This window comes from Halovibrio sp. HP20-59 (assembly GCF_033052795.2).
Classification (GTDB): domain Bacteria; phylum Pseudomonadota; class Gammaproteobacteria; order Pseudomonadales; family Halomonadaceae; genus Vreelandella.
Map to the genome: position 1 here is coordinate 317,205 of NZ_JAWJUW020000003.1, position 23,039 is coordinate 340,243.

General features: G+C 50.6%; 19 protein-coding genes and 3 pseudogenes. 15 read left to right on the forward strand and 7 right to left on the reverse strand.

The features are described from left to right. The first annotated feature begins 5 nt into the window (after positions 1–5). Positions 6–2,123, forward strand: a complete 2,118-nt coding sequence (locus RZA33_RS05565; protein WP_317506860.1) for a methyl-accepting chemotaxis protein — start codon at positions 6–8, stop codon at positions 2,121–2,123. A 14-nt stretch (positions 2,124–2,137) separates the two neighbouring features. Here the strand turns inward: RZA33_RS05565 and RZA33_RS05570 are convergent, their stop codons facing one another. Continuing rightward, on the reverse strand, positions 2,138–3,064 hold the full coding sequence (locus RZA33_RS05570; protein ID WP_317506861.1) for a LysR family transcriptional regulator: 927 nt from the start codon (positions 3,062–3,064) through the stop codon (positions 2,138–2,140). A gap of 180 nt (positions 3,065–3,244) precedes the next feature. On the opposite strand from RZA33_RS05570, the gene RZA33_RS05575 reads away from it, so the two are divergent. Beyond that, a complete protein-coding gene (locus RZA33_RS05575; RefSeq protein ID WP_317506862.1) occupies positions 3,245–4,021 on the forward strand; it encodes a ferredoxin--NADP reductase in 777 nt (258 codons plus the stop codon). A gap of 113 nt (positions 4,022–4,134) precedes the next feature. Here the strand turns inward: RZA33_RS05575 and glnK are convergent, their stop codons facing one another. From glnK to RZA33_RS05590, 3 genes are all read right to left on the reverse strand, one after another. Then, positions 4,135–4,473, reverse strand: a complete 339-nt coding sequence (gene glnK, locus RZA33_RS05580) for a P-II family nitrogen regulator (protein WP_027957942.1) — start codon at positions 4,471–4,473, stop codon at positions 4,135–4,137. 193 nt (positions 4,474–4,666) lie between these two features. Continuing rightward, entirely contained in the window at positions 4,667–5,914 is a 1,248-nt protein-coding gene (locus RZA33_RS05585; protein WP_317506863.1) for an ammonium transporter, read from the reverse strand. A gap of 104 nt (positions 5,915–6,018) precedes the next feature. Further along, on the reverse strand, positions 6,019–6,357 hold the full coding sequence (locus RZA33_RS05590) for a P-II family nitrogen regulator (protein ID WP_146872433.1): 339 nt from the start codon (positions 6,355–6,357) through the stop codon (positions 6,019–6,021). A gap of 357 nt (positions 6,358–6,714) precedes the next feature. Here RZA33_RS05590 and RZA33_RS05595 point away from each other — a divergent pair, with 357 nt between their 5' ends. The 7 genes and pseudogenes from RZA33_RS05595 (at position 6,715) to RZA33_RS05625 (ending at position 14,986) form a co-directional block, all read left to right on the forward strand. Continuing rightward, positions 6,715–7,086 carry an accessory factor UbiK family protein gene (locus tag RZA33_RS05595; RefSeq protein ID WP_317506864.1) on the forward strand — a complete coding sequence of 124 codons (372 nt, stop codon included), beginning with the start codon at positions 6,715–6,717 and terminating at the stop codon, positions 7,084–7,086. 194 nt (positions 7,087–7,280) lie between these two features. Then, a pseudogene (locus RZA33_RS05600) lies at positions 7,281–7,763 on the forward strand (TonB-dependent receptor plug domain-containing protein); the annotation flags it as partial. Between the two features lie 73 nt (positions 7,764–7,836). After that, a complete protein-coding gene (locus RZA33_RS05605) occupies positions 7,837–8,835 on the forward strand; it encodes a helix-turn-helix transcriptional regulator (protein WP_317506865.1) in 999 nt (332 codons plus the stop codon). 159 nt (positions 8,836–8,994) lie between these two features. Continuing rightward, positions 8,995–11,097: a TonB-dependent siderophore receptor gene (locus RZA33_RS05610; protein ID WP_317506866.1), complete on the forward strand. Its 2,103-nt coding sequence runs from the start codon at positions 8,995–8,997 to the stop codon at positions 11,095–11,097. 154 nt (positions 11,098–11,251) lie between these two features. Then, positions 11,252–12,151: an ABC transporter substrate-binding protein gene (locus tag RZA33_RS05615; protein ID WP_317506867.1), complete on the forward strand. Its 900-nt coding sequence runs from the start codon at positions 11,252–11,254 to the stop codon at positions 12,149–12,151. A gap of 115 nt (positions 12,152–12,266) precedes the next feature. Continuing rightward, positions 12,267–13,232 (forward strand): annotated as a pseudogene (locus tag RZA33_RS05620) (YifB family Mg chelatase-like AAA ATPase); the annotation flags it as partial. A 50-nt stretch (positions 13,233–13,282) separates the two neighbouring features. Then, a complete protein-coding gene (locus tag RZA33_RS05625) occupies positions 13,283–14,986 on the forward strand; it encodes a recombinase family protein (protein ID WP_317506868.1) in 1,704 nt (567 codons plus the stop codon). A 42-nt stretch (positions 14,987–15,028) separates the two neighbouring features. Here RZA33_RS05625 and RZA33_RS05630 read toward each other — a convergent pair whose 3' ends face one another. Further along, complete coding sequence (locus tag RZA33_RS05630) at positions 15,029–16,423, reverse strand: Ig-like domain-containing protein (RefSeq protein WP_317506869.1); 1,395 nt, start codon at positions 16,421–16,423, stop codon at positions 15,029–15,031. Between the two features lie 338 nt (positions 16,424–16,761). On the opposite strand from RZA33_RS05630, the gene RZA33_RS05635 reads away from it, so the two are divergent. The 4 genes from RZA33_RS05635 to RZA33_RS05650 all read left to right on the forward strand — a co-directional run bounded on the left by RZA33_RS05635 (position 16,762) and on the right by RZA33_RS05650 (position 19,235). Then, positions 16,762–17,121 carry a plasmid mobilization protein gene (locus tag RZA33_RS05635; protein WP_317506870.1) on the forward strand — a complete coding sequence of 120 codons (360 nt, stop codon included), beginning with the start codon at positions 16,762–16,764 and terminating at the stop codon, positions 17,119–17,121. After that, positions 17,102–18,511 carry a relaxase/mobilization nuclease domain-containing protein gene (locus RZA33_RS05640; protein WP_317506871.1) on the forward strand — a complete coding sequence of 470 codons (1,410 nt, stop codon included), beginning with the start codon at positions 17,102–17,104 and terminating at the stop codon, positions 18,509–18,511. The genes RZA33_RS05635 and RZA33_RS05640 overlap by 20 nt, the downstream gene beginning before the upstream one ends. Before the next feature lie 87 nt (positions 18,512–18,598). Further along, positions 18,599–18,925, forward strand: a complete 327-nt coding sequence (locus RZA33_RS05645; protein WP_317506872.1) for a helix-turn-helix transcriptional regulator — start codon at positions 18,599–18,601, stop codon at positions 18,923–18,925. After that, complete coding sequence (locus tag RZA33_RS05650; RefSeq protein ID WP_317506873.1) at positions 18,912–19,235, forward strand: hypothetical protein; 324 nt, start codon at positions 18,912–18,914, stop codon at positions 19,233–19,235. The genes RZA33_RS05645 and RZA33_RS05650 overlap by 14 nt, the downstream gene beginning before the upstream one ends. 68 nt (positions 19,236–19,303) lie before the next feature. Here the strand turns inward: RZA33_RS05650 and RZA33_RS05655 are convergent, their stop codons facing one another. Then, positions 19,304–19,870: a hypothetical protein gene (locus tag RZA33_RS05655; RefSeq protein WP_317506874.1), complete on the reverse strand. Its 567-nt coding sequence runs from the start codon at positions 19,868–19,870 to the stop codon at positions 19,304–19,306. Positions 19,871–20,585: 715 nt separating this feature from the next. On the opposite strand from RZA33_RS05655, the pseudogene RZA33_RS05660 reads away from it, so the two are divergent. Continuing rightward, a pseudogene (locus tag RZA33_RS05660) lies at positions 20,586–21,146 on the forward strand (ATP-binding protein); the annotation flags it as partial. On the opposite strand, the gene RZA33_RS05665 reads toward RZA33_RS05660, so the two are convergent. Further along, positions 21,143–21,724 (reverse strand): NAD(P)H-dependent oxidoreductase, encoded by a 582-nt coding sequence (locus RZA33_RS05665; RefSeq protein ID WP_317506875.1) that lies wholly within the window; start codon positions 21,722–21,724, stop codon positions 21,143–21,145. The pseudogene RZA33_RS05660 and the gene RZA33_RS05665 overlap by 4 nt on opposite strands. A 244-nt stretch (positions 21,725–21,968) precedes the next feature. On the opposite strand from RZA33_RS05665, the gene RZA33_RS05670 reads away from it, so the two are divergent. After that, positions 21,969–22,937 carry an esterase-like activity of phytase family protein gene (locus RZA33_RS05670; protein WP_317506876.1) on the forward strand — a complete coding sequence of 323 codons (969 nt, stop codon included), beginning with the start codon at positions 21,969–21,971 and terminating at the stop codon, positions 22,935–22,937. The last annotated feature ends 102 nt before the right edge of the window (positions 22,938–23,039 follow it).

The following is a 23,039-nucleotide window of genomic DNA, read 5'->3' on the forward strand; positions in this document are numbered from 1 at the left end:
AATCTATGCATTTTCGCTCGTTACGTTCTTTCGTCGTGGCGCTTGCAGGACCTTGCTTGCTAGCTATCGTGGCGGCGCTAGTGATCTACAACCTGGTCGCTGCGGCTCGTACCCAGCAAACGGTGAATGAACACACCGGTGAATTGATGGAAGGCGCTCTGGGGGCGCGCTTGAACGCCATCGCCGAGGCAGAGGGCGGGCGTATTCAGCGTGAGCTCGACAACGCCATGACCATAGCGAACCAGCTGGCGACCACCAACGCGCTAATGGGTATGGAGGACGAGGAGGGGCGCCGCTCGCTTTACCTTAACCGCCGCGAGCTGTCTAATTTAGTGCGCCAAACGGTAGCCGAAAACCCCACGCTGTTGGATGCCTTTATCGGCTGGGAGCCAGATGCGTTTGGCGACGATACGCGCTATGCAGACGAGGAGCGCTACGGCCACGACGGCAGCGGGCGTTTTATGCCCTGGTGGTACCGCAGTGAAGATGGCTCCCTCGCCGTTCTGCCGCTGGGCGACACCATGGAAAGTGAGACGCGTCTGCCCAGCGGCGTGCGGGAAGGCGAGTACTACCTGTGCCCGCGTGAAACCCTGGCTCCCTGCATTATTGATCCCGCAGCTTATGATTATGACGGCGAAACGCAGCTGGTGACGTCGTTTAATGCCCCCATCCTGGTGAATGGCGAGTTTCGTGGGGTCGCGGGGGTCGACCTCGCGCTTAACTTTATCCAAACCCTGCTAAGTGAGGCCAATCAAGGGCTATACGACGGAGCGGGACGCATGGCGCTGGTCGCGGGAAGCGGTGGGCTGGTCGCGGACACGGCTGGTCAAGAGAACCTGGGCTTACCCGCCAGTGAGTCGCTGAGCGATACCACCCTGGCTGGCATCCGCGACGCCTCAGCACAAGGCAGTTTGCAAAGCAGCGCTAATGACGGCCTGCTGCAGCGCTATCAGCCGCTTACAATTGGCGATACCCGCGACCCTTGGGTGCTGGTTCTCCAACTCCCTGAAGAGGTCGCGTTAGCGGAGTTGAACGCTCTGCAAGACGTCCTCAGCGAGCAGCGCCAGCAAAACGCGCTGGGCATGACGCTGGTCGGGCTGCTTCTCGCGGCGATGGGCATTATCGCGCTATGGTTCATCGGTGGACGTATCGCAGGCCCCCTCAAGCGGCTCGCCAGTCGTATGGAAGAAATCGCCTCCGGCGATGGTGACCTTACCCAACGTTTGCCGGTACACGGACGCGATGAAAGCGCTGCAGTGGCTGAACAGTTCAATGCTTTTGCCACCAAAATCCAGGCCGTCTTGCTCGACGTTCGTCGCAGCAGCGAAGCGGTGAATCATGCCGCCAATGAGATTACCCAAGGTGGGCACGACCTCTCACGGCGTACCGAACAAGCCGCTGCCAGCCTGCAGCAAACCTCCTCGGCGATGGAAGAAATCAGCAGCACTGTCAGCCACACTACACAGGCCTCACAAGAAGCCAGCGGGCTTTCTCAAACCGCCTCGCAGCTCGCCTCGCGAACCAACAGCGCGTTTGTGCAGGTAGTGGCCACTATGGACGATATTCGCGATACCTCCAGCGAGATTCAAACCATTGTGACGGTCATTGACGGCATCGCGTTTCAAACCAACCTGCTCGCGCTCAATGCCTCCGTGGAAGCGGCACGTGCGGGCGAGCATGGTCGAGGCTTCGCGGTTGTGGCCGATGAAGTTCGTAAGCTTGCCTCGCGCAGCAGTGAAGCGGCGAAAGACATTCGCCTGCGAATTGAAGCATCGGCCAGCAAAGTAGAAAGCGGCACCAACATCGTTCGTGATGCCGAAACGGCAATGCGTGAACTAGCTGATAGCGTCACCCGAGTGACCCAGATGCTGGGCGATATCAGCACCGCGGCGAGCGAACAAAGCGATGGTATCGGCCAAGTGAGCATTGCAGTGTCAGACTTAGACCAAATGACCCAGCAAAATGCCGCGCTGGTGGAAGAGTCAACCACCGCCGCCGAGCAGTTAAAAGATCAGGCGGAGCGGCTGGACGCCCTGGTAGGCGGCTTCACACTGGAAGCCACTAATGGCAGCTATGTTGCTGCGGCGCCCGCGCTTGAGGCACCAGTACGCATACGCGGCTAATACTCGGGCATCCGCTAAGGAATCGGCGGTAGCGGGATCTCATCGCTGCGTTTGGCACCGTCGGTCATTTCACGGCATAGGCGCAAAAACTCGCGTACGCCGGTAGTGAGGTACTTGTGCCGGTGCCAGATAAAGGTGAACTGACGCTTCAAATCCAATTCCGGCGTGGGTAGCGGCACTAAGCTGCCGCGCCGGAACGCATCGCGCAGAGCCAGACGTGAGACACAGCCAATTCCCACCCCTGATTCCACAGTGCGCTTAATACCCTCTGTGTGCTCAAGCTCCAGCAGGGTATTAAACCGACTGCGGCGGTGGCGGGCGGCGTGTTCAAGGGTCATCCGCGTGCCAGAGCCCTCTTCGCGCATAATCCAGTCTTCGCGCAGTAGTTGTTCAAGCTCTAGGTGCTCACGGCCAGCCAACGGGTGGCGCGGCGAGCAAAACACGCACAGCTCATCTTCCACCCACGGCTGGCTGATGATCATATCGTCGTCGCACAGCCCCTCAATCAGGCCTAGATCCAGTGAATGCTGGCGCACGCCTTCAATAATATGGCGCGTATTGCGCACCGCCAAGCGCACCCGGCTGCCAGGGTGAAGCTGCATAAAGTCACTGATGAGCAGCGTGGCCAGATAGTTACCAATGGTCAGCGTGGCGCCCACATCTAACGACCCAACCCCCTGCTGCCCGCGCAGAAGCTCTTCAATCTCTTCACCACGATCCAGCAGGGCCACCGCTTTGGGCAACAGCTGAAAACCCAATGCATTGAGTTTTAAGCGCTTCCCAATCCGGTCCAGCAGTTGGCAGTCAAACTGCCGCTCTAACTCGGCCAGCGCCGTGCTGGTCGCCGACTGCGACATGGCCAACGCCCGCGCCGCCTGGGAAACGCTCTCATGCTGGGCAACCGCCACAAAGACTTCCAATTGACGCAGGGTGTAGTGCATAGAGTCTGACCTGTATTTGATCTATATCTATTTTTCAGATAACCGTTATCAATATAATTCGCTTAACAGATATACCACCCTTTGCTTAGACTTGTCGGCAACATATTTACCTTTTTTTATTCTTTTTAATAATATGCACGATGCTGACTAACGCCAGCGTCGTCTAATGGGAGAAATAGCATGAGTAAGTTTGCTCTGGAAGAAGTGCTTAGCGTTCACCACTGGAACGATACCCTGTTCAGCTTCCGTACCACTCGCGAGCGCAGCCTGCGCTTCAAAACCGGTCAGTTTGTGATGATTGGTTTGGAAGTGAATGGCAAGCCGCTGATGCGCGCTTACTCGATTGCCAGCCCTAACTATGAAGACCACCTTGAGTTTTTCAGTATCAAGGTGCCCGATGGCCCGCTCACTTCGCGCCTTCAACACCTGAAAGTGGGCGATCAGATCATGGTCAGCCGTAAGCCCACCGGCACGCTGGTATGCGATGACCTGCTGCCTGGCCGCAACCTGTACATGCTCTCAACCGGTACCGGCTTGGCGCCGTTTATGAGTTTGATCCAGGATCCTGAAGTGTACGAGCGCTTTGAGAAAGTCGTGCTGGTGCACGGTGTGCGGGAGGTCTCTGAGCTAGCCTACGCCGACTTCATCACCAAAGAGCTGCCAGCCCATGAGTACTTGGGCGAAGACATCGCTGAAAAGCTGGTTTACTACCCCACTGTTACCCGTGAAGAGTTTCACACCATGGGCCGCCTGACCGACCATATCCGGTCAGGCAAGCTGTTCGAAGACACCGGCCTGCCGCCCATTGACCCGCGCCAAGACCGCGCGATGATCTGCGGCAGCCCTGCCATGCTTGACGACACCAGCGCCCTGCTAGACGATCTAGGGTTGAACATTTCGCCGCGCATGGGTGAGCCGGGCGACTACGTCATCGAACGTGCTTTCGTCGAGAAGTAAGTTAAACCATAAGCGCATGCGCTAACCTGCGCTAAAAGCTAGCCGCTAAAAACCCCCGTTAACCGATTTGAGGATATAAAATCGGCGAACGGGGGTTTTATTTAATGGCGCCGTTAAACCGCGTCTTTGCCGGTTTCGCCGGTACGGATACGGATCACCTGCTCCAACGGCATCACGAAGATTTTGCCATCGCCAATTTTGCCCGTGTTAGCCACCTGGGTAATGGCATCAATGACCTGCTCGACCATATCGTCGTCAACGGCCACTTCCAGCTTCACCTTGGGCAAAAAATCCACGACGTATTCAGCGCCGCGGTACAGCTCGGTGTGGCCTTTCTGGCGTCCAAAGCCTTTCACTTCTGTCACCGTAATCCCCTGTACGCCGATATCGGACAGTGACTCGCGCACATCGTCGAGCTTAAACGGCTTGATAATAGCGGTAATTAATTTCATGGCGATATCCTCTAACGGGGTGGCTGTGATGGGGGTCGGGTTACAACGCTAACTGTCGCAACCGAGGACCGCTGCCCATCAGCATACACCGCTATTGGCAGAGAATAAAAAAGCCTCCCCCGAAGGGAAGGCCAGAAGTAGCTCGCTAGGACAGCATCAAATTACTTTCTACATTACTTTTTGATACCGCCAATTATTTCTTAATACCAAATTCAGGGTAGGCTTCAAGACCGCACTCAGCGATATCAACGCCTTCATACTCGTCTTCTTCACTAACCCGAACACCCATGATGGCTTTCAAGATTAGCCATACCACCAGGCTCGCCAGGAAGACCCAACCGAAGATACCAGCGATACCGATAATCTGAGCACCAAAAGACGCACCGTCGTTGTTCAGCGGCACCGCCAGCACGCCCCAGATACCGACAACACCGTGAACCGAGATCGCACCGACCGGATCATCCAGTTTCACTTTATCGAGGGTGACGATAGCGGCCACAACGATGATGCCGCCGATCGCGCCGATAATGGTGGCGCCTAGTGCAGAAGGTGAAAGCGGATCAGCGGTAATGGCGACCAAGCCCGCCAGCGCACCGTTTAGCGCCATAGTCAGGTCTGCTTTACGGAACCATAGCTTGGCCAGGATCAGCGCCGCGATAACGCCACCTGCAGCGGCGGCATTCGTATTGACAAATACTTGAGCCACGTTGTTAGCGGAACCGATATCCGACATTTTCAGCTCAGAGCCGCCGTTGAAGCCAAACCAGCCCATCCACAGAATAAACGTACCCAGCGTGGCCAGGGGCATGTTGGCACCCGGAATCGCATGGATAGAACCGTCTTTACCGTATTTGCCTTTACGTGGGCCTAGCACGATCACACCCGCTAGCGCAGCGGCGGCACCGGCAAGGTGCACAATGCCTGAGCCCGCGTAGTCAGAGTAGCCGACTTCAGACAACCAGCCGCCGCCCCACGTCCAGTAGCCAGACACCGGGTAAATAAACGCAGTCATCACAACAGCAAAGGCCAGGAATGCCCACAGTTTCATACGTTCAGCCACGGCGCCCGACACAATCGACATGGCAGTTGCCACGAACACGACCTGGAAGAAGAAATCAGAACGCATGGAGTAGTAAGGCGCGCCATCACCGCCAGCGGTCACCGCATCCACGCTGTTTTCAGCGCCAATCAAGAAGCCCAGGCTGGGCATGAAACCGCCCGCACTGCTGGAGTACATAATGTAGTAACCCACCAGCAGGTACATGGTGCAGGCAATCGCAAACAGCGCAATATTCTTGGTCAGGATTTCTGCGGTGTTTTTGGAGCGCACTAAGCCCGCTTCTAACATGGAGAAGCCTGCGGCCATCCACATAACAAGCACGCCACAGATTAGAAAGTAGAACGTATCGAGCGCATAGCTCAAATCAGCTAACTCATTCATAAGGTGTTCCCCGTTATACCCATAGAAGTTATACGTAAGACGTTATAGGTGACAGGCTGCTCGGCTAGCCTGAATACTACATGCCACCGGTAACATGGCAGCAGCTACACGGCGTCAGCGCCGCGCTCACCGGTGCGGATACGGATCACGTCTTCCAGCGGTGTCACAAATACTTTACCGTCGCCGATCTTGCCGCTGTTGGCAGCATTACAAATCGCATCCAATACGCTCTCTAAGCGAGTATCGTCGACGGCAACTTCGACTTTCACCTTGGGTAGGAAGTCGACCACGTATTCCGCGCCACGGTATAGCTCTGTATGCCCTTTCTGGCGACCAAAGCCTTTCACTTCGGTAACCGTAATCCCCTGCACGCCGTTATCAGCGAGTGCCTCACGGACGTCGTCGAGCTTGAATGGCTTGATGATAGCGGTGATGAGTTTCATCCCGGATCTCCCCTGATGGATAAGTCCTGCTAGATTGGTAGCGACATTGTCGCCGAAATAAGCACCTGAACCGTTAATGCGCATACTGTGCCAGCTGTATTTTTTTACTTAAAATTCAAATAGGTAACTTCATAAAGCGCAATTAAATAACAAGGGTTCTGGGCAAAATCACCTTCACATCACGGCCTATGCACCAAAAAAGAGCGTAAGCAAAAGTTGCCTGCTCCATTTCGATGCACACCTTGGGCTAAGCAGTAAAAGCACGCGATACATGCGAATTCGCCAACTGTTGCGTATCCTTACCGGTAAGCAATTTTTATAGATGTTCATTTAGCGAGTTATAAGGAGAGAGCAGCCATGGCGCCTCAAGACCGCATCAGCCGACTGGCCCAACAGATTGGCGACCGTTTACAAAACGCTTCCCAAGCACCGGAAGATATTCAAAAGGGCGTGCAGCAGGTCGTACGCGGCGCCTTTGACCGACTTGAACTTGTCTCACGCGAAGATTTCGATATTTTAATGGACGTATTGCAGCGCACTCGCTCACGAGTAGAAGCATTAGAACGTCAAGTCGCCAATCTTGAAGCCGCTGTTGAAACGTCTACTGCGCCAGCAGCCACACCGATGGAAGCAGAAGTACCGCCGGTACCCGCCGAGCATGAGCCGGAGCTAGATTCCGACGCTGACGCCAGCACAGACTCTGAAGAAGAGAACCATAAGCCCACTTAATGCCCCGCTTTGTGAATAGCAGCAATCGGGCGATGGCTCGTTGCTGCATTCAATGACCATAATTCGCAAATAATAAATACGAATCACTATCGTTGACTTTATGTTTAACAGTGGTATTGTCCGCTTTCTCATTTCCAACTGTTTGCGGATTGCTCACCATGTACGCCCTGTCTTCTTCAAAACCGACTTTTGCCATGTCTGGGCTTATTGGCACGGGTCTATTACTGAGTTTCTCCAACGGCGTTTTGGCCCAAGACAACGCGTCTGAAGCCGCCTCAAGCGCGAGCACTGACGACGCCATGGTCGTTGTTGGGTCGCGCACCCCCACCCAGATCAGCCAAATTCCCGGCGCTGTTTGGGTGATTGACAAAGCGATGCTGCAACAACAGACCCGCAATGGTGCAGACCTTAAGACGGCGTTGGGGCGCCTGGTGCCAGGGCTGGATTTGGCGCCGCAAGGGCGCACCAATTATGGGCAGAACATGCGCGGACGGGGCGTACAGGTACTCATTGACGGCGTATCGCTGAACAGTTCGCGTGGGCTTTCCCGTCAATTCGATGCCATTGATCCCTTCAATATTGAGCGTGTGGAAGTGCTTTCCGGCGCCAGCAGCCTGTATGGGGGCGGTGCTACGGGGGGCCTGATCAATATCATTACCCGCAAAGGCGAGGAAGGCCTGAACTGGTCGGTGGCGTACTGAGTGCGGGTTCAGTACTTGCTGACAACCGCTCAAGGGTGAGGTAACGGGGATGGCGACACTCGGCTCAATAACGCCATCTTGCGTACCACTCACCACCCATGACCTGCTGGCTATTGGTCAGCGCTTCGGGATCGACTACCGCTTTCCCGAAGCGCTTGACCGCTCCCAGCCAGCCCCTTGTGTTGCCCGTGGGCGAGTGATGGACGTCGAGATAGACCCCACACTGCGCGTGACACACTCGGATCTTGATATCCTGCACGCTTACGCCTCCACTTCCCGGCGTGCCGCGCCGTGGTTTCTCAGCGTGATACTCGAGGGCCACATTCAAGTCGCTCTAGGGCACCAGTCGTTTCAGTTGCAGGCTGGCGACGCTTTCAGCGCGCATTTCAACGAGCAGACCGGGCTTGAGGTCTTCCAGCCCGCGCCACAGCGTCTGCGCATCCTCAACGTATCGCTTCTGGCTTGCACAGAGCTGCCCTCTTTCTCGTCCATTAACTGTTCGCCTATCGATGTTGCCCCTCCGTCAACGCCCGTACTGCATACTTGGCAGGTGCCGCAGTTCCTTATTCATAGCCTGGAGGCAGCGCTGGCTTCGAACTGGTCAGTAGAACGCCAGCGCCTGCTATGGCAGGGGCTCGCGCTCCAGTTGTTAGCTCATGGGCTGCCTGCCGCCCCCCTTGAGTCCAGCGATGAAGGAAAAGCAGTCAGCCTGCCGTCGGGTCTAACCCAGCGCGATCACCAACGCCTGGAGCGCTTGCGTCAGCAGCTCGAACACTCCCCCAACCAGGATTATCGGCTTGAGCAGTTGGCCCGCAACGCTGCGATGAGCCCGAGTAGCCTACGCAGCAAGTTTCACCGCTGTTACGGCTGCTCGATATTCGACTACCTACGACGTTGTCGCCTGACCCAAGCTCAAGCGTACTTACGCAAAGGTTATAGCGTGCAGCAAACCGCTCACGCCTGCGGCTACCGCCACGCCACCAACTTTGCCACCGCCTTTAAGCGGGCTTTTGGCATTGCGCCCCATGAAGTACACCCTCGCCATTAATTAAAAGCCGCAGGGTTGTTTTTGGAGCGGGAAGTTCCTTTGTTGGGCGTTTTTTGGCACTACACATACTCCCTTTGTCATTGCGCATACCTTTTAGAAGCGATTAAGCGCAATAATTCTCATTAACGAATTAATTGCTTCTTATTGCAGGTACTCCCCATGCTTTTTACGCCTCACCGCTTTCTACGCGCTCCGCTTAGCGCCGCCTTTCTCTCGGCATTGGCTTTTTCCCCGGCACACGCTCAAGAAAGCACCGAGTTAGCCACTGTCACGGTGACTGCCCAGCAGGCTGCCACCAAAGTGGAAACGCCGACGATCGAAATACCCCAGAGCGTTTCCACGATTACCCGCGAACAGATGGATAACCGTGGGGTAAGTACCGTACAGCGCGCCACCGACTACACGCCCGGTGTTTACAGTAACCAGATTGGCGCCTCCAACCGTTTTGATTACCTGGTACTACGCGGGTTTTCTGACGGCAGCTTGAGCAATACCTTCCTGGATGGCCTGAAAGTAATGGGTGATGCCAACTCCCATAGCAGTATGCGCATTGACCCATGGTTTCTGGAAAGCATTGAAGTGGTGCGCGGGCCCGCCTCGGTGCTCTATGGCCGCGCTTCCCCTGGCGGCGTGGTCGCCCTGAACAGCAAGCGGCCAGAATTTGAACAGGGCGGTGAGCTGCGTTTCCGGGTGGGCAATAACAACCAACGCAGCGCCGCTTTTGACCTCACGGGGCCGATCGGCGCAGAGCAGCGGGTGGCCTTTCGCCTGACTGGCATTGCCAGCGCCGCGGATACCCAGTTTGGCCCGGCGGAAGAGGAGCGCTACGCCATTGCACCCCGGCTCACTTGGGATATCACCGATGACACCAGCCTCACCGTAGAAGCCTACCTACAGGATGAACCCGAAGGCGGCTACCACTCCGGCGTACCCTATGAAGGGGCCGTGGTCGCCCATAATGGCCGCAAGATCAGCAACAACTTCTTTGATGGTGAAGAGGATTACGATGCCTACGAGCGCACCCAGCGCATGTTCGGCTACGCCCTGGAGCACCGCTTTAACGACCGGGTGACTGGTCGCCAGTTGATGCGCTACCTCAATTCTGATGTGGTACTCAATCAGGTCTACGGCTATGGCTGGACGTCGCCGGATTCTGACGAGCTCACCCGCTACTACTCCGGTAGCGATGAATCGCTGGAAGCCTGGACACTCGACAACCAGTTAGAAGCCACCATCAGCAGCGGCTTTATGGATCACACACTGCTTGTCGGGGTTGATTACCAGCAGCGGGAAAACGACGTGTCTTGGCCTTCGGGGTATTTCCCGCCGCTCAATGCGTTTGACCCGGTGTATGGCAGCGACCCCATCGAGTTTTACGCCCCGGTACGTGAGCGCCATGAGATCGACCAAACCGGGGTTTACCTGCAAGACCAGATCGCCCTCAATAACTGGCGCTTCACCCTGGGTGCCCGCTACGACTGGGTGAATATCGACAATGCGAACCGCGATAGCGGTGATACCAGCTCCCTCAGCGATACCCAGCTTAGCGGCCGCGCCGGGGTGGTCTACCTGTTCGATAACGGCGTAGCGCCCTACCTGAGCTACTCCACCGCCTTCACCCCCACCAGCTTCGTGGATGAGAGTGGCGATCTGCTTCAACCGATGGAAGGCGAACAGTGGGAAACCGGCGTCAAATTCCAGCCTAACGGCAGCGCCAGCCAGTACAGCGCGGCACTGTTCCACATCAGCCAGGAAAACGTCGCCACTAAAGAGCAGCCCACCGACCCATACCGCGCTGTAGGGGAGATCGAATCCCAAGGGGTGGAACTGGAAGCACAAGCCCAGCTAACGGATACCCTCTCGGTTCAGGCAGGCTATAGCTTCACCGACATCACCTACGCTAAAAGCGATGACGGCAACCAAGGCAATAACGCCATTTACTCCCCCCGGCATCAAGTGCAGCTCTGGGGCCACTACAAGGCTAATGACGGCTGGCTAAACGGCGTGGATATGGGGGTCGGCGTTCGCCACTACGCGGACATCGCCGCTGACCGCGCCAACACCGAAACCGTGCCCGACTACACCCTGGTCGATGCCACTATTGGCTACGACCTCAGCCATGTGGGTGTTGACGGGGTCGAAACACGCTTAAACGTGAATAACCTGCTCGACAAGGACTATGTGGCATCCTGTAATTCGCTTGAATACTGCTACTTCGGTGCCGAGCGCGGCGTCACCGCCAGTGTTCACTACCGTTTCTAGGCCCCCACGCCCAAGCCCCTGTTTTGGCATGAAGAAGCGATAGACAAAGCCCAGGTCAACCCGCCTGGGCTTTTTTACCTGCCCACATGTTTGCAAACAATAAATATTATCGTTTAAATACACCTCTTATTTTTCCGGATGTCCTCTCTTCATCATGCGCCACACCACCTTGCTCTCTTTGTTTGCTCGCTGTGGGCTGTTTGCCATTTGCCTAATGGCTTTTTCTACTGCCCAGGCGCAGTGGGCTACCGTGGACTGGACTATCGCTGAAACCCTGCTAGCCATTGACGCTCCTGTTAGCAGCGTTGCCCAGCAAAACGCCTACCACGACTGGGTGGGCGAACCCAGCATCCCCGATAGCGTCACCGATATGGGCCTGCGCACCCAGCCCAATCTAGAACTGCTGGCCCAGGTGCCGCCTGAAAAGATACTCATCTCGCCGATGTTCGCTGGCTTAACACCGCGCCTAGAACGTATAGCGCCCGTCACGTCGTTCTCGCTCTACTCACCCGACACCGATACCTGGCAGGAGATGCACACCCTGACCCGTGAACTGGGCGAGTTAACCGGGCACCAGCCTCAGGCCGAGCAGCTTATTGAAGACACCCAAGCCTTGATGACCACTCTGCGCGAATCACAGCCCCTCTCGCCGTCAGAAAACGCGCCGCTACTGATGGTGCAATTCATGGATGCCCGCCACGTTCGGGTGTTTGGCGATAACAGCTTATACAATGCCGTGCTAGAGCAACTTGAGTTGCCCAATGCCTGGGATCAACCCACGAATGCTTGGGGATTTTCGCTGGAGGGGGTTGAAGCGCTAGCGCGCTACCCAGACGCAACGTTGGTGATTATCGAGCCTCTGCCTGCCGGCGTCGAAGAGCAGCTTGCTAAAAGCGGCCTGTGGCAGCAGCTCCCCAGCGTGAAGCACGACAGGATAATTCACCTACCACCGGTATGGAGCTTCGGCGCACTCCCCTCCGCCCAACGTTTTGCCCAGAAGCTGACGACGGCGATAGAAGCAGCGCCAGCGGTTAGCCATCGGGGCCATAAGTAGAATAACGTGGAACTACCAAAGTGTTGTTAATTACGATAGGTTAAGCACTTAAGATAAAGTAGGGTTCGCTTACATTAAGGTTAGGGCTTTTAGCAAACGACAGCGAGGGAATGCAATGACGTTAGCCATTGTCGCCACGCGCGCAGGCGTAGGCTTAGATGCACCGGCGGTGCATGTTGAGGTGCATCTGGCTAACGGCTTGCCGGGCCTAACGCTGGTGGGCCTGCCGGAAACGGCGGTAAAAGAGAGCCGTGAACGGGTTCGCAGTGCGCTAGTCAATGCGGGCTTTGATTTCCCCAATACGCGACGCATTACCTTAAACCTTGCCCCTGCCGATCTCCCTAAGGAGGGCGGCCGTTTCGATCTACCCATTGCCCTGGGTATTCTCGCCGCCTCGGGGCAAATCCCGGTGGAAGCGTTAGAAGGCATGGAGTGTGCTGGCGAGCTGGCCCTGGATGGCAAGCTCCGCGCGGTGCCGGGCATACTTCCTTTTGCATTGGCGACTCGGCGGGCGAAAAAAGCGCTGATTATCCCCCGCGAGTGTGCCGATGAAGCCGCTCTGGCGGGTAACCTGCCGGTACTGCCTGCCGACACCCTCTGGCAAGTTGTCGCCCACCTGCTCGACCAGGAAAAGATTCCGCCGCACAAGCTTAGCGCCTCAGCAAAAGCCACCGCCCCGATGGATGATCTTGCCGATGTACGCGGCCAGCAGCAGGCGCGGCGCGCGCTGGAAGTCGCTGCGGCTGGGGGCCATAACCTGTTGTTTGCAGGCCCGCCTGGCACCGGCAAAACCATGCTGGCCAGTCGCCTGCCGGGCATTCTGCCACCGCTTTCCGAAGAAGATGCCCTGGAAGTCGCTGCCGTGCGCTCGGTTTGCGGCTTACCGCTGGAAGCTGACTGGGGTAAGCGGCCATTTAGGCAACCCCACCACAGCGCCAGTGCCGCGGCTTTGGTAGGCGGCGGCTCAAAACCCAAACCAGGCGAAATTTCACTGGCTCACCGCGGTGTGTTGTTTTTGGATGAGCTGCCGGAGTTTTCCCGTAGCGTGTTAGAGGTCCTTCGCCAACCGCTAGAGAATGGGTGATATGATTGCCAAACTTTTACTAGCTCATTGGCTTAGGAACCAAGCCCATGCCTACAGCTTATGCTTACGTTCGGTATTCATCCGCCATTCAGGCTGATGGCGACAGCATTGAACGACAGACCACACCTCTAGCCCTATTCACAAAGCGTTTCGGCGTAGAAATTGCCCAGACCTTCATTGATGAAGGGGTTTCCAGCTTCAAAGGCGACAACATCAAGCGTGGCCGATTCCGCGACATACTCGAAATGATTGAGAGCGGAGAAATTAGGCCAGGCAGTTTTCTGGTAATCGAGAGCATTGACCGGATCTCGCGCCAGCAGATGGACGAGACAGCGACACAGCTTTACGAAATTCTCAAGAAGGGAATCAACATATATACCACCGCAGATGAGCGGTTATATTCGATTAAGGATAAGAAAAAAGACTTAGAAAATTACATGATGATTGGCTTGATTGCGAAACGAGCCAACGAAGAAAGCGAGATGAAAAGCCGTCGTCGCAAATCGGCTTGGCGTCGAGCAAAACGGGCGGTCAAGGAAGACAATAAGATTTTCAACACATCGAACAACACCCCCTATGGTTTGCGGGTTGTAGACGGTAAGTTTGAAATCGTGGAGGAAGAAGCTAAGGAAATCCGCGACATATTCGACCGACTGAAATACCAAGGGGTATTAACCACAATCCGCGAAGTGAATAAGTATTCTAAGCGAAAATGGGCCAATCGAACCGTCCATATGATGCTAGAAAGCAAATATGTCATCGGGGTTTATCGCTCCCAGCGCCGTGAAAATGGGAAGAAGGTTTTCGAGGAGAACATCGAGGGCTATTACCCTGAAATAATCAGTGCTAAGGACTACTACGAAGCCGTAGGAGCCATGAAAAAGCGGGCTAGTAAAACCCATTATGGGAACGAAAGCACTGGAAGCCTGAACATATTCAAGCACTGCATAAAATGCGACAAATGCGGTCAATCAATGAGGTTTTATCGCGGTAAAAACTCACAAGGCAAGCAGTTTGCCTATGTTGCTTGTGAAACAAAAAAAGAGTTTGGAAGCCAGAAATGCAAAGAACAGGTTTTCCGTTTTGATTATGCCGTTGGCACATTGCTGAAATACCTACGTGGAATGTATTACCAACATCTTGAAGGTTTGGAGTATGCGCCGAGCCTTGGCAATACCGACCATTTACCTTCTGATGAAAACACGAGGATACTTGAACAGAATTTACCCACTCAGACACCCCCTGAAAGCTTACAGAAGGCCGATGGGCTGTTTCTTGATATGATGAGAAGGGTAGAGACTGGAAACGTCTCAGAAGTGGAAAATAAACAGCGTGAGCTAGCACAGGCTAAATCAAAGCTTGCTAATCTTATCGAGTCGGTTGAAGCCTTCGGCGGAAAAATCCCCACACACATTATGAAGTCGCTGGGCGAGACTGAGGAAAATGTTGAAGTTCTTGAAAAAGAGCTAAACACAATGGAGGCAACCAAGGCTGAAAGCCTGGATATTATCCATTTTGATGAGTTCCTTGAATTACTACACAGAGAACGGGGCAGGCAACGAATTAACCGCTTTTTTAAAGATGGTGACTATAAGTTTTATTTCAAATATGACAAAGGCTTTAGAACCGTTTACATGGCAATTAAGCGAAATAATGAAATTGTTGGCAGGAATGGCGAAAGCTTCACACTGCATCATCCGCTTTTGAGAGACTTTGGGATCAAGAATTATAATGATTTAGGGGTTAAATAATGAGAACGCCAGCTTAATTGCTGGCGTTATTTTATTTGAATTTTATTCAACACAGATTTCAGACAAATCAGGGCCTCTTAGATCCACTACAGGATCTCCTTGACATAGCCAAGATGTATTGGGAATACCGACAAAACCATCTCTTTGCGCTATATCGCTTTCCATTGAAATATCAAGTGATAAACCTTCATACTGAACACTTTCTATATTCCTTAAACCACTTATATCTATCAAATTAGGGTTTCCAGCTAAAGAAATGCCATTTGTTTCGATTAACGAAGATAAACCATTTACATTAGATAGATCATTATTACTTATTAAAACTTTGAATGCAGATTTAAGGTTACTTAAAGCATCCACATTCGTTAAGTTGTTATTTTGTAATTCCAAACTTGATACCACTCTTTCTAAAGAAGATAATCCACTGATATCGCTGATTTGATTATTATATAATCGAAGACCACCTGTTTCTATCAAGCTAGATAGACCATTTAGATTAGTTAAACTATTATTTTCAAAATTAAACCTATCAGCTTTGACTACATTTCTGAAACCATCTATTTGTTCTATATAATTACCACCAAGTTGTATTGGTCTATCAATCTCTCTTAAAGGATATGGTTCAGTTGGTAAGTTTGATAATCCCGCATAATTCCATGGTAGAGAATGCCAGTAAGAATTTTGTTTATTTTCTTTATCATGGCTAGATATATTAAAACCATTAGCTATACCATATTCTCTCCAAACCGTATCGTCTAACCATCCAATATTGTCAGGAACAGTTATACTTACTGTAATTGTATTGCTACCATCTGAAATATCCAACTCTAATATATCATCTGTAGAAACGGCAGGTGTTAAAGATACGCTAAACTCACCATCTGAATTAGAATTAGTCTGACCAATTTGAATTCCGGAATTGTCTCTAACGGTAATAAGGGCATCATCACCAACATTGGCAGATAGTTGCTCACCACTTTCATTGAAAACTATATCAGTAGGTTCCGTAAGACTTATAGGAACGGTTACATTTGAAGATAGTGTTTCATTCCCATTTGTTACTACTACTTCTAACAAATCACCACCAGATATCTCAGTACCAATTGGAGAGGTAAAATCACCGTTCTCATCTGCTGTTGTTTGCCCTACCTGATTACCAACTTCATCATAAATGGTTACAGTTCCAGCATCGCCAACATTACCTGATAACTGATCGTTATTTTCACTAAAGTAAAAATCACTAGGTGTTGTAAGATTGTTTTCAGGCGTTTCTTCTCCACCGCCAACATCACCTGCATTACCTTCTTCTGAACCTATAGATGAAGCTTTAACTCCATAAACAGGGGTACGGAAAACATGGCTTTGAGCCATCGCATAACTAGAACCCCCTGCAAAACCAACCAAGCCAAGTATCACTAACATTTTTTTTATTTCCATAAACTCTCTCCGTTATTATTTTTTCCCACTCATTATAATACAATATTTTTATTATAAAGTTTAGTTATTATAATTTTAAACTTTAAAGTCGCCATTTAAGCATCACGAACTCAATCATTCAATAACTAAACAAAACCGGATTAAATATATAAGTATGCTATAATGTTTAAAGTTTGGTTTTAACTACTAAGCTAGCATACACAGGGGGCACTCGCTCCGCTCCTTTCCCTGTGATACTAGCAAAGGGGCTCCGCCCCCTTGACCCCCAAAAACCAAAACCAAAAACCACCCCAAAACCGGCGGAAAATGGAGAGTAAATTTTATTTCAGGAGGCTTAAATGAAGTCAGCAAAAAGAACAAAAATCGTAAAATCTCGTTTCAACGAAACTGAAATCGAGTTATTGAGAGCTAATGCAAACGGCGAACCGTTAGGTGCATTTTTGAGAAATGTTGGACTCGGCAACACCATCAAAGAAGTTTACAAAATAAAAAAAATGTATATGCCGGTAGACCCAGATTTAATTTATGAGCTTCACAAATTGGGGCAAAACTTAAATCAGGTTGCACGAAAAATAAACCAAGATTCAAAATCGGGAAAGTCGCCTGAAATATTTCAGATTTTATCAGGAATATCAAGAATAGAAAAAACACTAAACGAGATTAAGGAGGCTCACACTTATGATCGTAAAGTTTTTTAAATACGGAAAAAATACAAACAATCCAGTAAAAGCCACAAAGCAAGCGGTTGGGTATCTTTTCAGCGAGCTGGACGCAAGCAAAACTCCGCGTTCTGTGAAGCCTGTAACCGTCAGAGGAAATCCAGAGAGCTTTTCCGATGTTGTAGCCTATGGAAACCATGCAGGGCGCTACACAAGCGGAGTATTAAGTTTTGCAGAAAGCGATCTTGATGCAGAAGCACAGGAGAAAATAATTGATGACTTTGAAAAGACATTATTACCTGGGCTTGAACCAGACCAGTATTCCAGCTTATGGGTAAGGCACAGAGACAAAGGAAGGCTAGAACTTCACTTTATGTTTTCAGGTGAAGAACTGTATACAAACAAACGTTTAAATGCCTACTATCACAGAGCAGACATTACCAGAATTGATGCTTGGAAAGATGCTATCAATGTCGAATACGGTTTACATGACCCAAATTCTCCAAACAATAGAAACCCTGTCATATACCCCGGCAACCTACCTAAAAGCCGTAAAGAGCTTGTAGAAAAACTAACCGAGCATATGACCCATGTTATGGGGCAAGGCCACATAGAACCCACTAGAGAAGGCATTTTACACGAATTAAAATCATTAAACCTGGAGGTATTCCGTGAAACAAACAAATCAATCTCAATCAAAGACCCAGACAGAGGCCAAAACATCAGGCTCAAAGGCTCACTTTGGGAGCGAGATTTCGAGGCAGTTAGACATACGAGAGAAGCTGTTGAAGGAAGAAACAAGGAATATGATGAACAGGCTCAGGCAAGAGCTAGAATCGCTAGAAACCGAGTTAACGAACTATGTGAAAGGCGTGAAAGGCTTAACAGGAAGAAATATGCGAAGCCTGAACCTGTGGCGCGTATACGCCCCGATTACAGCCCTGCTAGTCGTATTGACGTTAGGAATAGTCTTGGGCGCCGGGGCGATGCACTACCTAGGAAACAAAGCAATCGTAACGACACACCCCGACTACCGGAACCTAGTCCAGTGCCAACAGTTTCACGAAATAAAAAACCAGAAGTTTTGCCAACTATAAAAAAGGAGAAAGAAAGCGATGCAGACACAAATAGAGAAAGAAATAATGCGATTTATGGAGAGTTTCTCGAAAGAATACGAAGAAAAAGAGCAAGCCTTAAACGTATCCTTTCAGGAATTTTCGAAACTGCTAGATCAAGTCTTGGAAAATCAAAAGACTATGGAGAAAAACTACAGAACGATAACCGAGTCTTACGAGATAATCTTGAAAAACTTCGAGAGTTTGGACGAGAGAGTGAAAGTCATCGAAAGGACTCACAAAGAATTGCTAACAAGCTAAAACGCACCATCTCAAAAGATTACCCTAGAATAGACTATCACCCGAAATGGTAAAGCCATGCCAGCTTAAATGCTGGCATTTCCAATTAGACTAATTATATACATCTGCTATAATTCATAGAAAGCTACGAGGTTATTCGAATGATTAAAAAAACGACCTTACAAAAAAATATATCTTTCTTTTCGACAACTCAAGTTGCTCTTGCCAATAAAATTAATATGCCAGAAATAACACAACAGTATATAAGCGCTATTACAAGAGGTAAAAAAAGTCTTTCAATTAAGCAAGTAAGAGAGGTGGAGAAAAAACTATCAATACCTGCTGGCTGGCTTGACCGTTATGATTTTGATTCAAAAACTTACTTAAAGTTGTTCAAATATAGAAAACTTGATACTGAAGCGCAGCTATTGTTTGACGACTTATCTCTTCATATGATCAATTTGGAAAAACAAAGTGAAAAAAACTAGAACCATTTTTATTAGCCTTATTCTAATAAGCCAACAATCTTATGCAATTGATCCAGATAAGGAGTGTATAGCAAGCTCAGAAGTATCAAGAGAGTTTGTTAATCTACGCAACCAAGGTGTTGCTTTTGAAACCATTTTGAATGCACTCCCTGACATTTCAAGCGCTATTGGTGAGGAACTAGATCATCCAGAAGGTTTCAATGAAACAAGGCAAAAAAACTTACAAAGCATGTTGGCGGTAATTTACTCTAATCCAGAAATCACACCAGATGAAGTCTATCAAGCCTCAATCGCTGGATGCTTAGAATAACATCACCAATGTAGCTTGGAAATTGGTAGCAAATATATAGGCCAGTTATTTGCTGGCCTGTTTTTTCTCTAAGCTGCTTTAAGCTTTACTTCAAATGGCCTGTCGGTAAACTGTTCCTTTAATTCTCGCATTAAATCATAGTGATCTTGTGCTTTTCCTCTCCAAATTATAAAAGGAGACACCCATACTTTTTCCAAGGCATGGCCTGATTTTGTGAAGCTTATTATATTGAGTTCTTTAAGCTTTTTAAATGCTCTTGATACTTCGGCATTATCTAGGCATAGCTCATTTGCTATACCTGTTTGAGTTTTTCTAACCTTGTCCATATCAACTTTATTATTGTAGTCAATATGTTCAATAAAATAATATAAAACCGCATTATCAGTGTTATTTAACAGCCTAGACTTAAGCTGTTTAATCTCTTTTTCTATAGATTTCAAGGTGCCTTCGTTAGACACTAATTTTTTATCTTCTCTAAGCTGCTTTATTCTTCTTCTTATGCTTGTTTCATATTTTCTTAATCTCATAACATACCCCTCCTTATCGAAACTTAAATAAGCAAATTTATTAAATCCGTTTTTATTTTTGAAGCCTTCTTTTTGATCTTTATTAAGTTTTGTGTTATTATAATCCATATCTTAGTCTCCCTGATTAAGCAAACTTTTTAGCTGTTGTTGTTAAAGGCACTTGCCCGAGTGCCTTTAAAAGTTCACTAACCATATCACACTTTGGATATTATCTCAATTACTTTGGATATTATCCAAACTCTTTTTTCCATATTTCTAGCTCTTTTGCTTAATAAATAACTTTTATTTTTTTTTGCTTCTATATTATGTTTTTAGAGGGGCAGATTTTTGTCAAAATATTAGTTTTCCGATGTTGAAAACAACCCTTAAAGCTCGCTTCGCTCCCTTGTTTTATTGTTTTTAATTTCTCCCGCCCTTCGGTTGGGGCTATTGAGAAAGGAGGTATTAGTTTCTTTTGCGTAAGCCTTCTGGCTTTTACGAATCAAAATGGGTGCGCATATTTTTAAAGAACGATTCTCATTTCCTTTACCTGCATCAGTGGTTTCATAAGTCCGCCAACATGAGAAGTTGCTAAATCTCAGCAAAACGGCGACGAACTGAACATATTATACCCACATTGTCAATCATTTATTTCGAGCATATCAGTTTGCTTCCTGTAAGGCTCTATAGAGCTTTTTGAGTGCCTATGGCTACGTTGGCCTAGGGTACTGGGGGTAAGCTTCCAAAAATGCGGTTTTTTTAGCTTCTAGCTGGTATGTCGTAGGTACTCATACACCTTGGCATAGTGTATTGTCGTTTTTCTTATTTTGTTTGGTAAACAGACCAGCCCTTCGAAACAGGCGAAATACATTTAGCTCGCGCCAGCCATGAGCGCCGCTATCCAGCCCGTTTTCAATTAGTCGCCGCCATGAATCCTTGCCCCTGCGGTCACTTGGGCGACCCACGCCAGCGCTGCCAGTGTACCCCCAGCCAAATCCAACGTTATCAAGCGCGGCTTTCCGGGCCACTACTAGACCGTATCGATCTGCAAGTGGAAGTCCCTGCGCTGCCGCCAGAACAGCTCACCGCACAAACCCAAGGCGAATCATCAGAAGCTGTACGTGAGCGAGTGATAGCCGCCCGGGAGCGTCAAATGGCCCGTGGCGCGCTGAACAGCCAGTTAAGCGGCAAAGCCCTAGAAGCCGCCTGCGCCCTCAACGATGAAGAGCGCGCTTGGCTGGCAGGCGTACTCGAAAGGCTCAAGCTCTCCGCCCGCGCCTATCACCGCGTACTGCGGGTAGCGCTAACCCTGGCCGACCTTCAGGGTGAACCCAAGCCCACCCAGCCGCACCTGATCGAGGCGATTGGTTATCGTCAGTTGGATCGGATGCTGAAGGGGGCCTAACGGTGATGATTGGTCATTACACCGACAAGCCGTTGGCATAGGGTGTCGAGCTTTTCACCGGTAGCGGCGTTGTTCAACGCACCAGACGCGTTAAACGCGCTGCCTGCCGCCGGCAGCGATAGCGGCTGCGGCAATACGATCAGGCCAAGATTGGCAAGCAACTGCTGACCAAGCGGCAACGCGCGGATACCTCCCAGCCCACCGGGTGAAGCTGCCACCAATGCGGCCCATTTCCCGGCGAATAGGCCAAGCCCTGGTGTATCGTTGTAGGGTCTGGAGAGCCAATCCAAGGTATTCTTCAATAGCGGCGTAATAAAGCCGTTGTACTCCGGCGAGGCGATCAGTAACGCTTGGTGCTCTGCCAGTATCTCACGTAGTTGCAGTACATTCCCCGGCATACCCTGGGCTTCAATATCTTCATCAAACAGTGGGCAGGGGTAATCCTTTAAATCGATAAAGGTTGCTTCCCCTCCAAGCGCCTCAATCCGCTTGGCAGCAAACTTGGCGAGCTGTTTATTAAGCGAGCCTTCACGGGCACTACCCGCAAACACAAGAACTTTTCCGATCGATGACGCCATTGCTGCTTCCTCTTTGAAGACCGTAGTTGAAAACCATAGTTGAAAACCGTAATTGCTCTACCCCACCTTTTAACATATACGCCTGTTGAGCAAGGCGTTTTTTCTGGATCAGCGACCAGGCTCAACATGCCCAACTGCTGCCATTAAAACGTCTGCTCCCTGTCATTCAACCATCACTATTGCGGGTGAAGATTAGCCAAAGCTGGAACTTTTCTAATCTCTCTCCCTAAATGGTGAAATAGCGATGATAAAGCCAATACTGTCTACCGCCCTACTTGCCCTGGCGTTTACCGGGGTTGCCCACGCCCAACAGGTATTTCCAGCTACATTGTCCGGCCATGCCCAGCTACCCGGCAGTACCTTTGTGGCGGCTCCTTCCGGTGCCGCTGAGCACTACAACGTCTCAGGCCGTTTTACTGACCAAGAAGGCCGCGTTGAGAAGTTATATACGAACGTGCAAGCCACGGGTTTAGCGCTACCCTTTCCTAGCCAGCCGTTGCAGGGGTTTTCAGGTATTCGCTCGCTTGGCGATGACCGTTTCCTAGTGTTGACTGACAACGGCTTTGGATCCAAGGCGAACTCCTCTGATGTCATTTTGATGTTTAATATCATAAAGACTGACTGGGGCACCGGGCGTGTCATCATTGAGGAGACCGTTCAACTATCCGATCCTAACCGCAAGGTGCCCTTCCCAATTATGAATGAAGCTACTCCTGGTCGGTTTTTAACCGGTGCTGATTTCGACCTAGAATCGATACAGCCGGTGGGCGGTAACTACTGGATTGGCGATGAGTTCGGCCCCTGGATTATCCAGGTCGATAGTGAGGGCGAGGTGCTGCAGGTGCTGGCCACAGACCCTGATGGCACGCCCATGCGCTCACCTGACAATGCCTTTGCTCTCACCCCGAACCCAGGCGCACCTCTCGCTGATGAAGTGGTGGTGTTTCGCTCCGGCGGCTACGAGGGCATGGCGCTCTCCGAAGATCAAACAACCCTTTACCCCTTATTGGAAAAGCCAATCTGGGACAGCAACACCAACGCCCCGGAAACCATTGATGGCACCCCGGTGTTAAGAATGTTCGAACTCCATGCTGAAACCGGCGAATGGGGCGACACAACCCGCTACTACCCCTTGGAGTCTGCGGATCATGCTATTGGTGATTTCAATCTAATTGGCGGAACTCGCGGCTTAATCATCGTAAGCGCGCCATAAAACCCATCTATCCACATTAACGTTGGCTGATCACACTGGTGGTCTCTTTTGCTTTGGAGATCATCATGAGCCGTGAACTCAATCCCACTCAAGCCTTTTGGT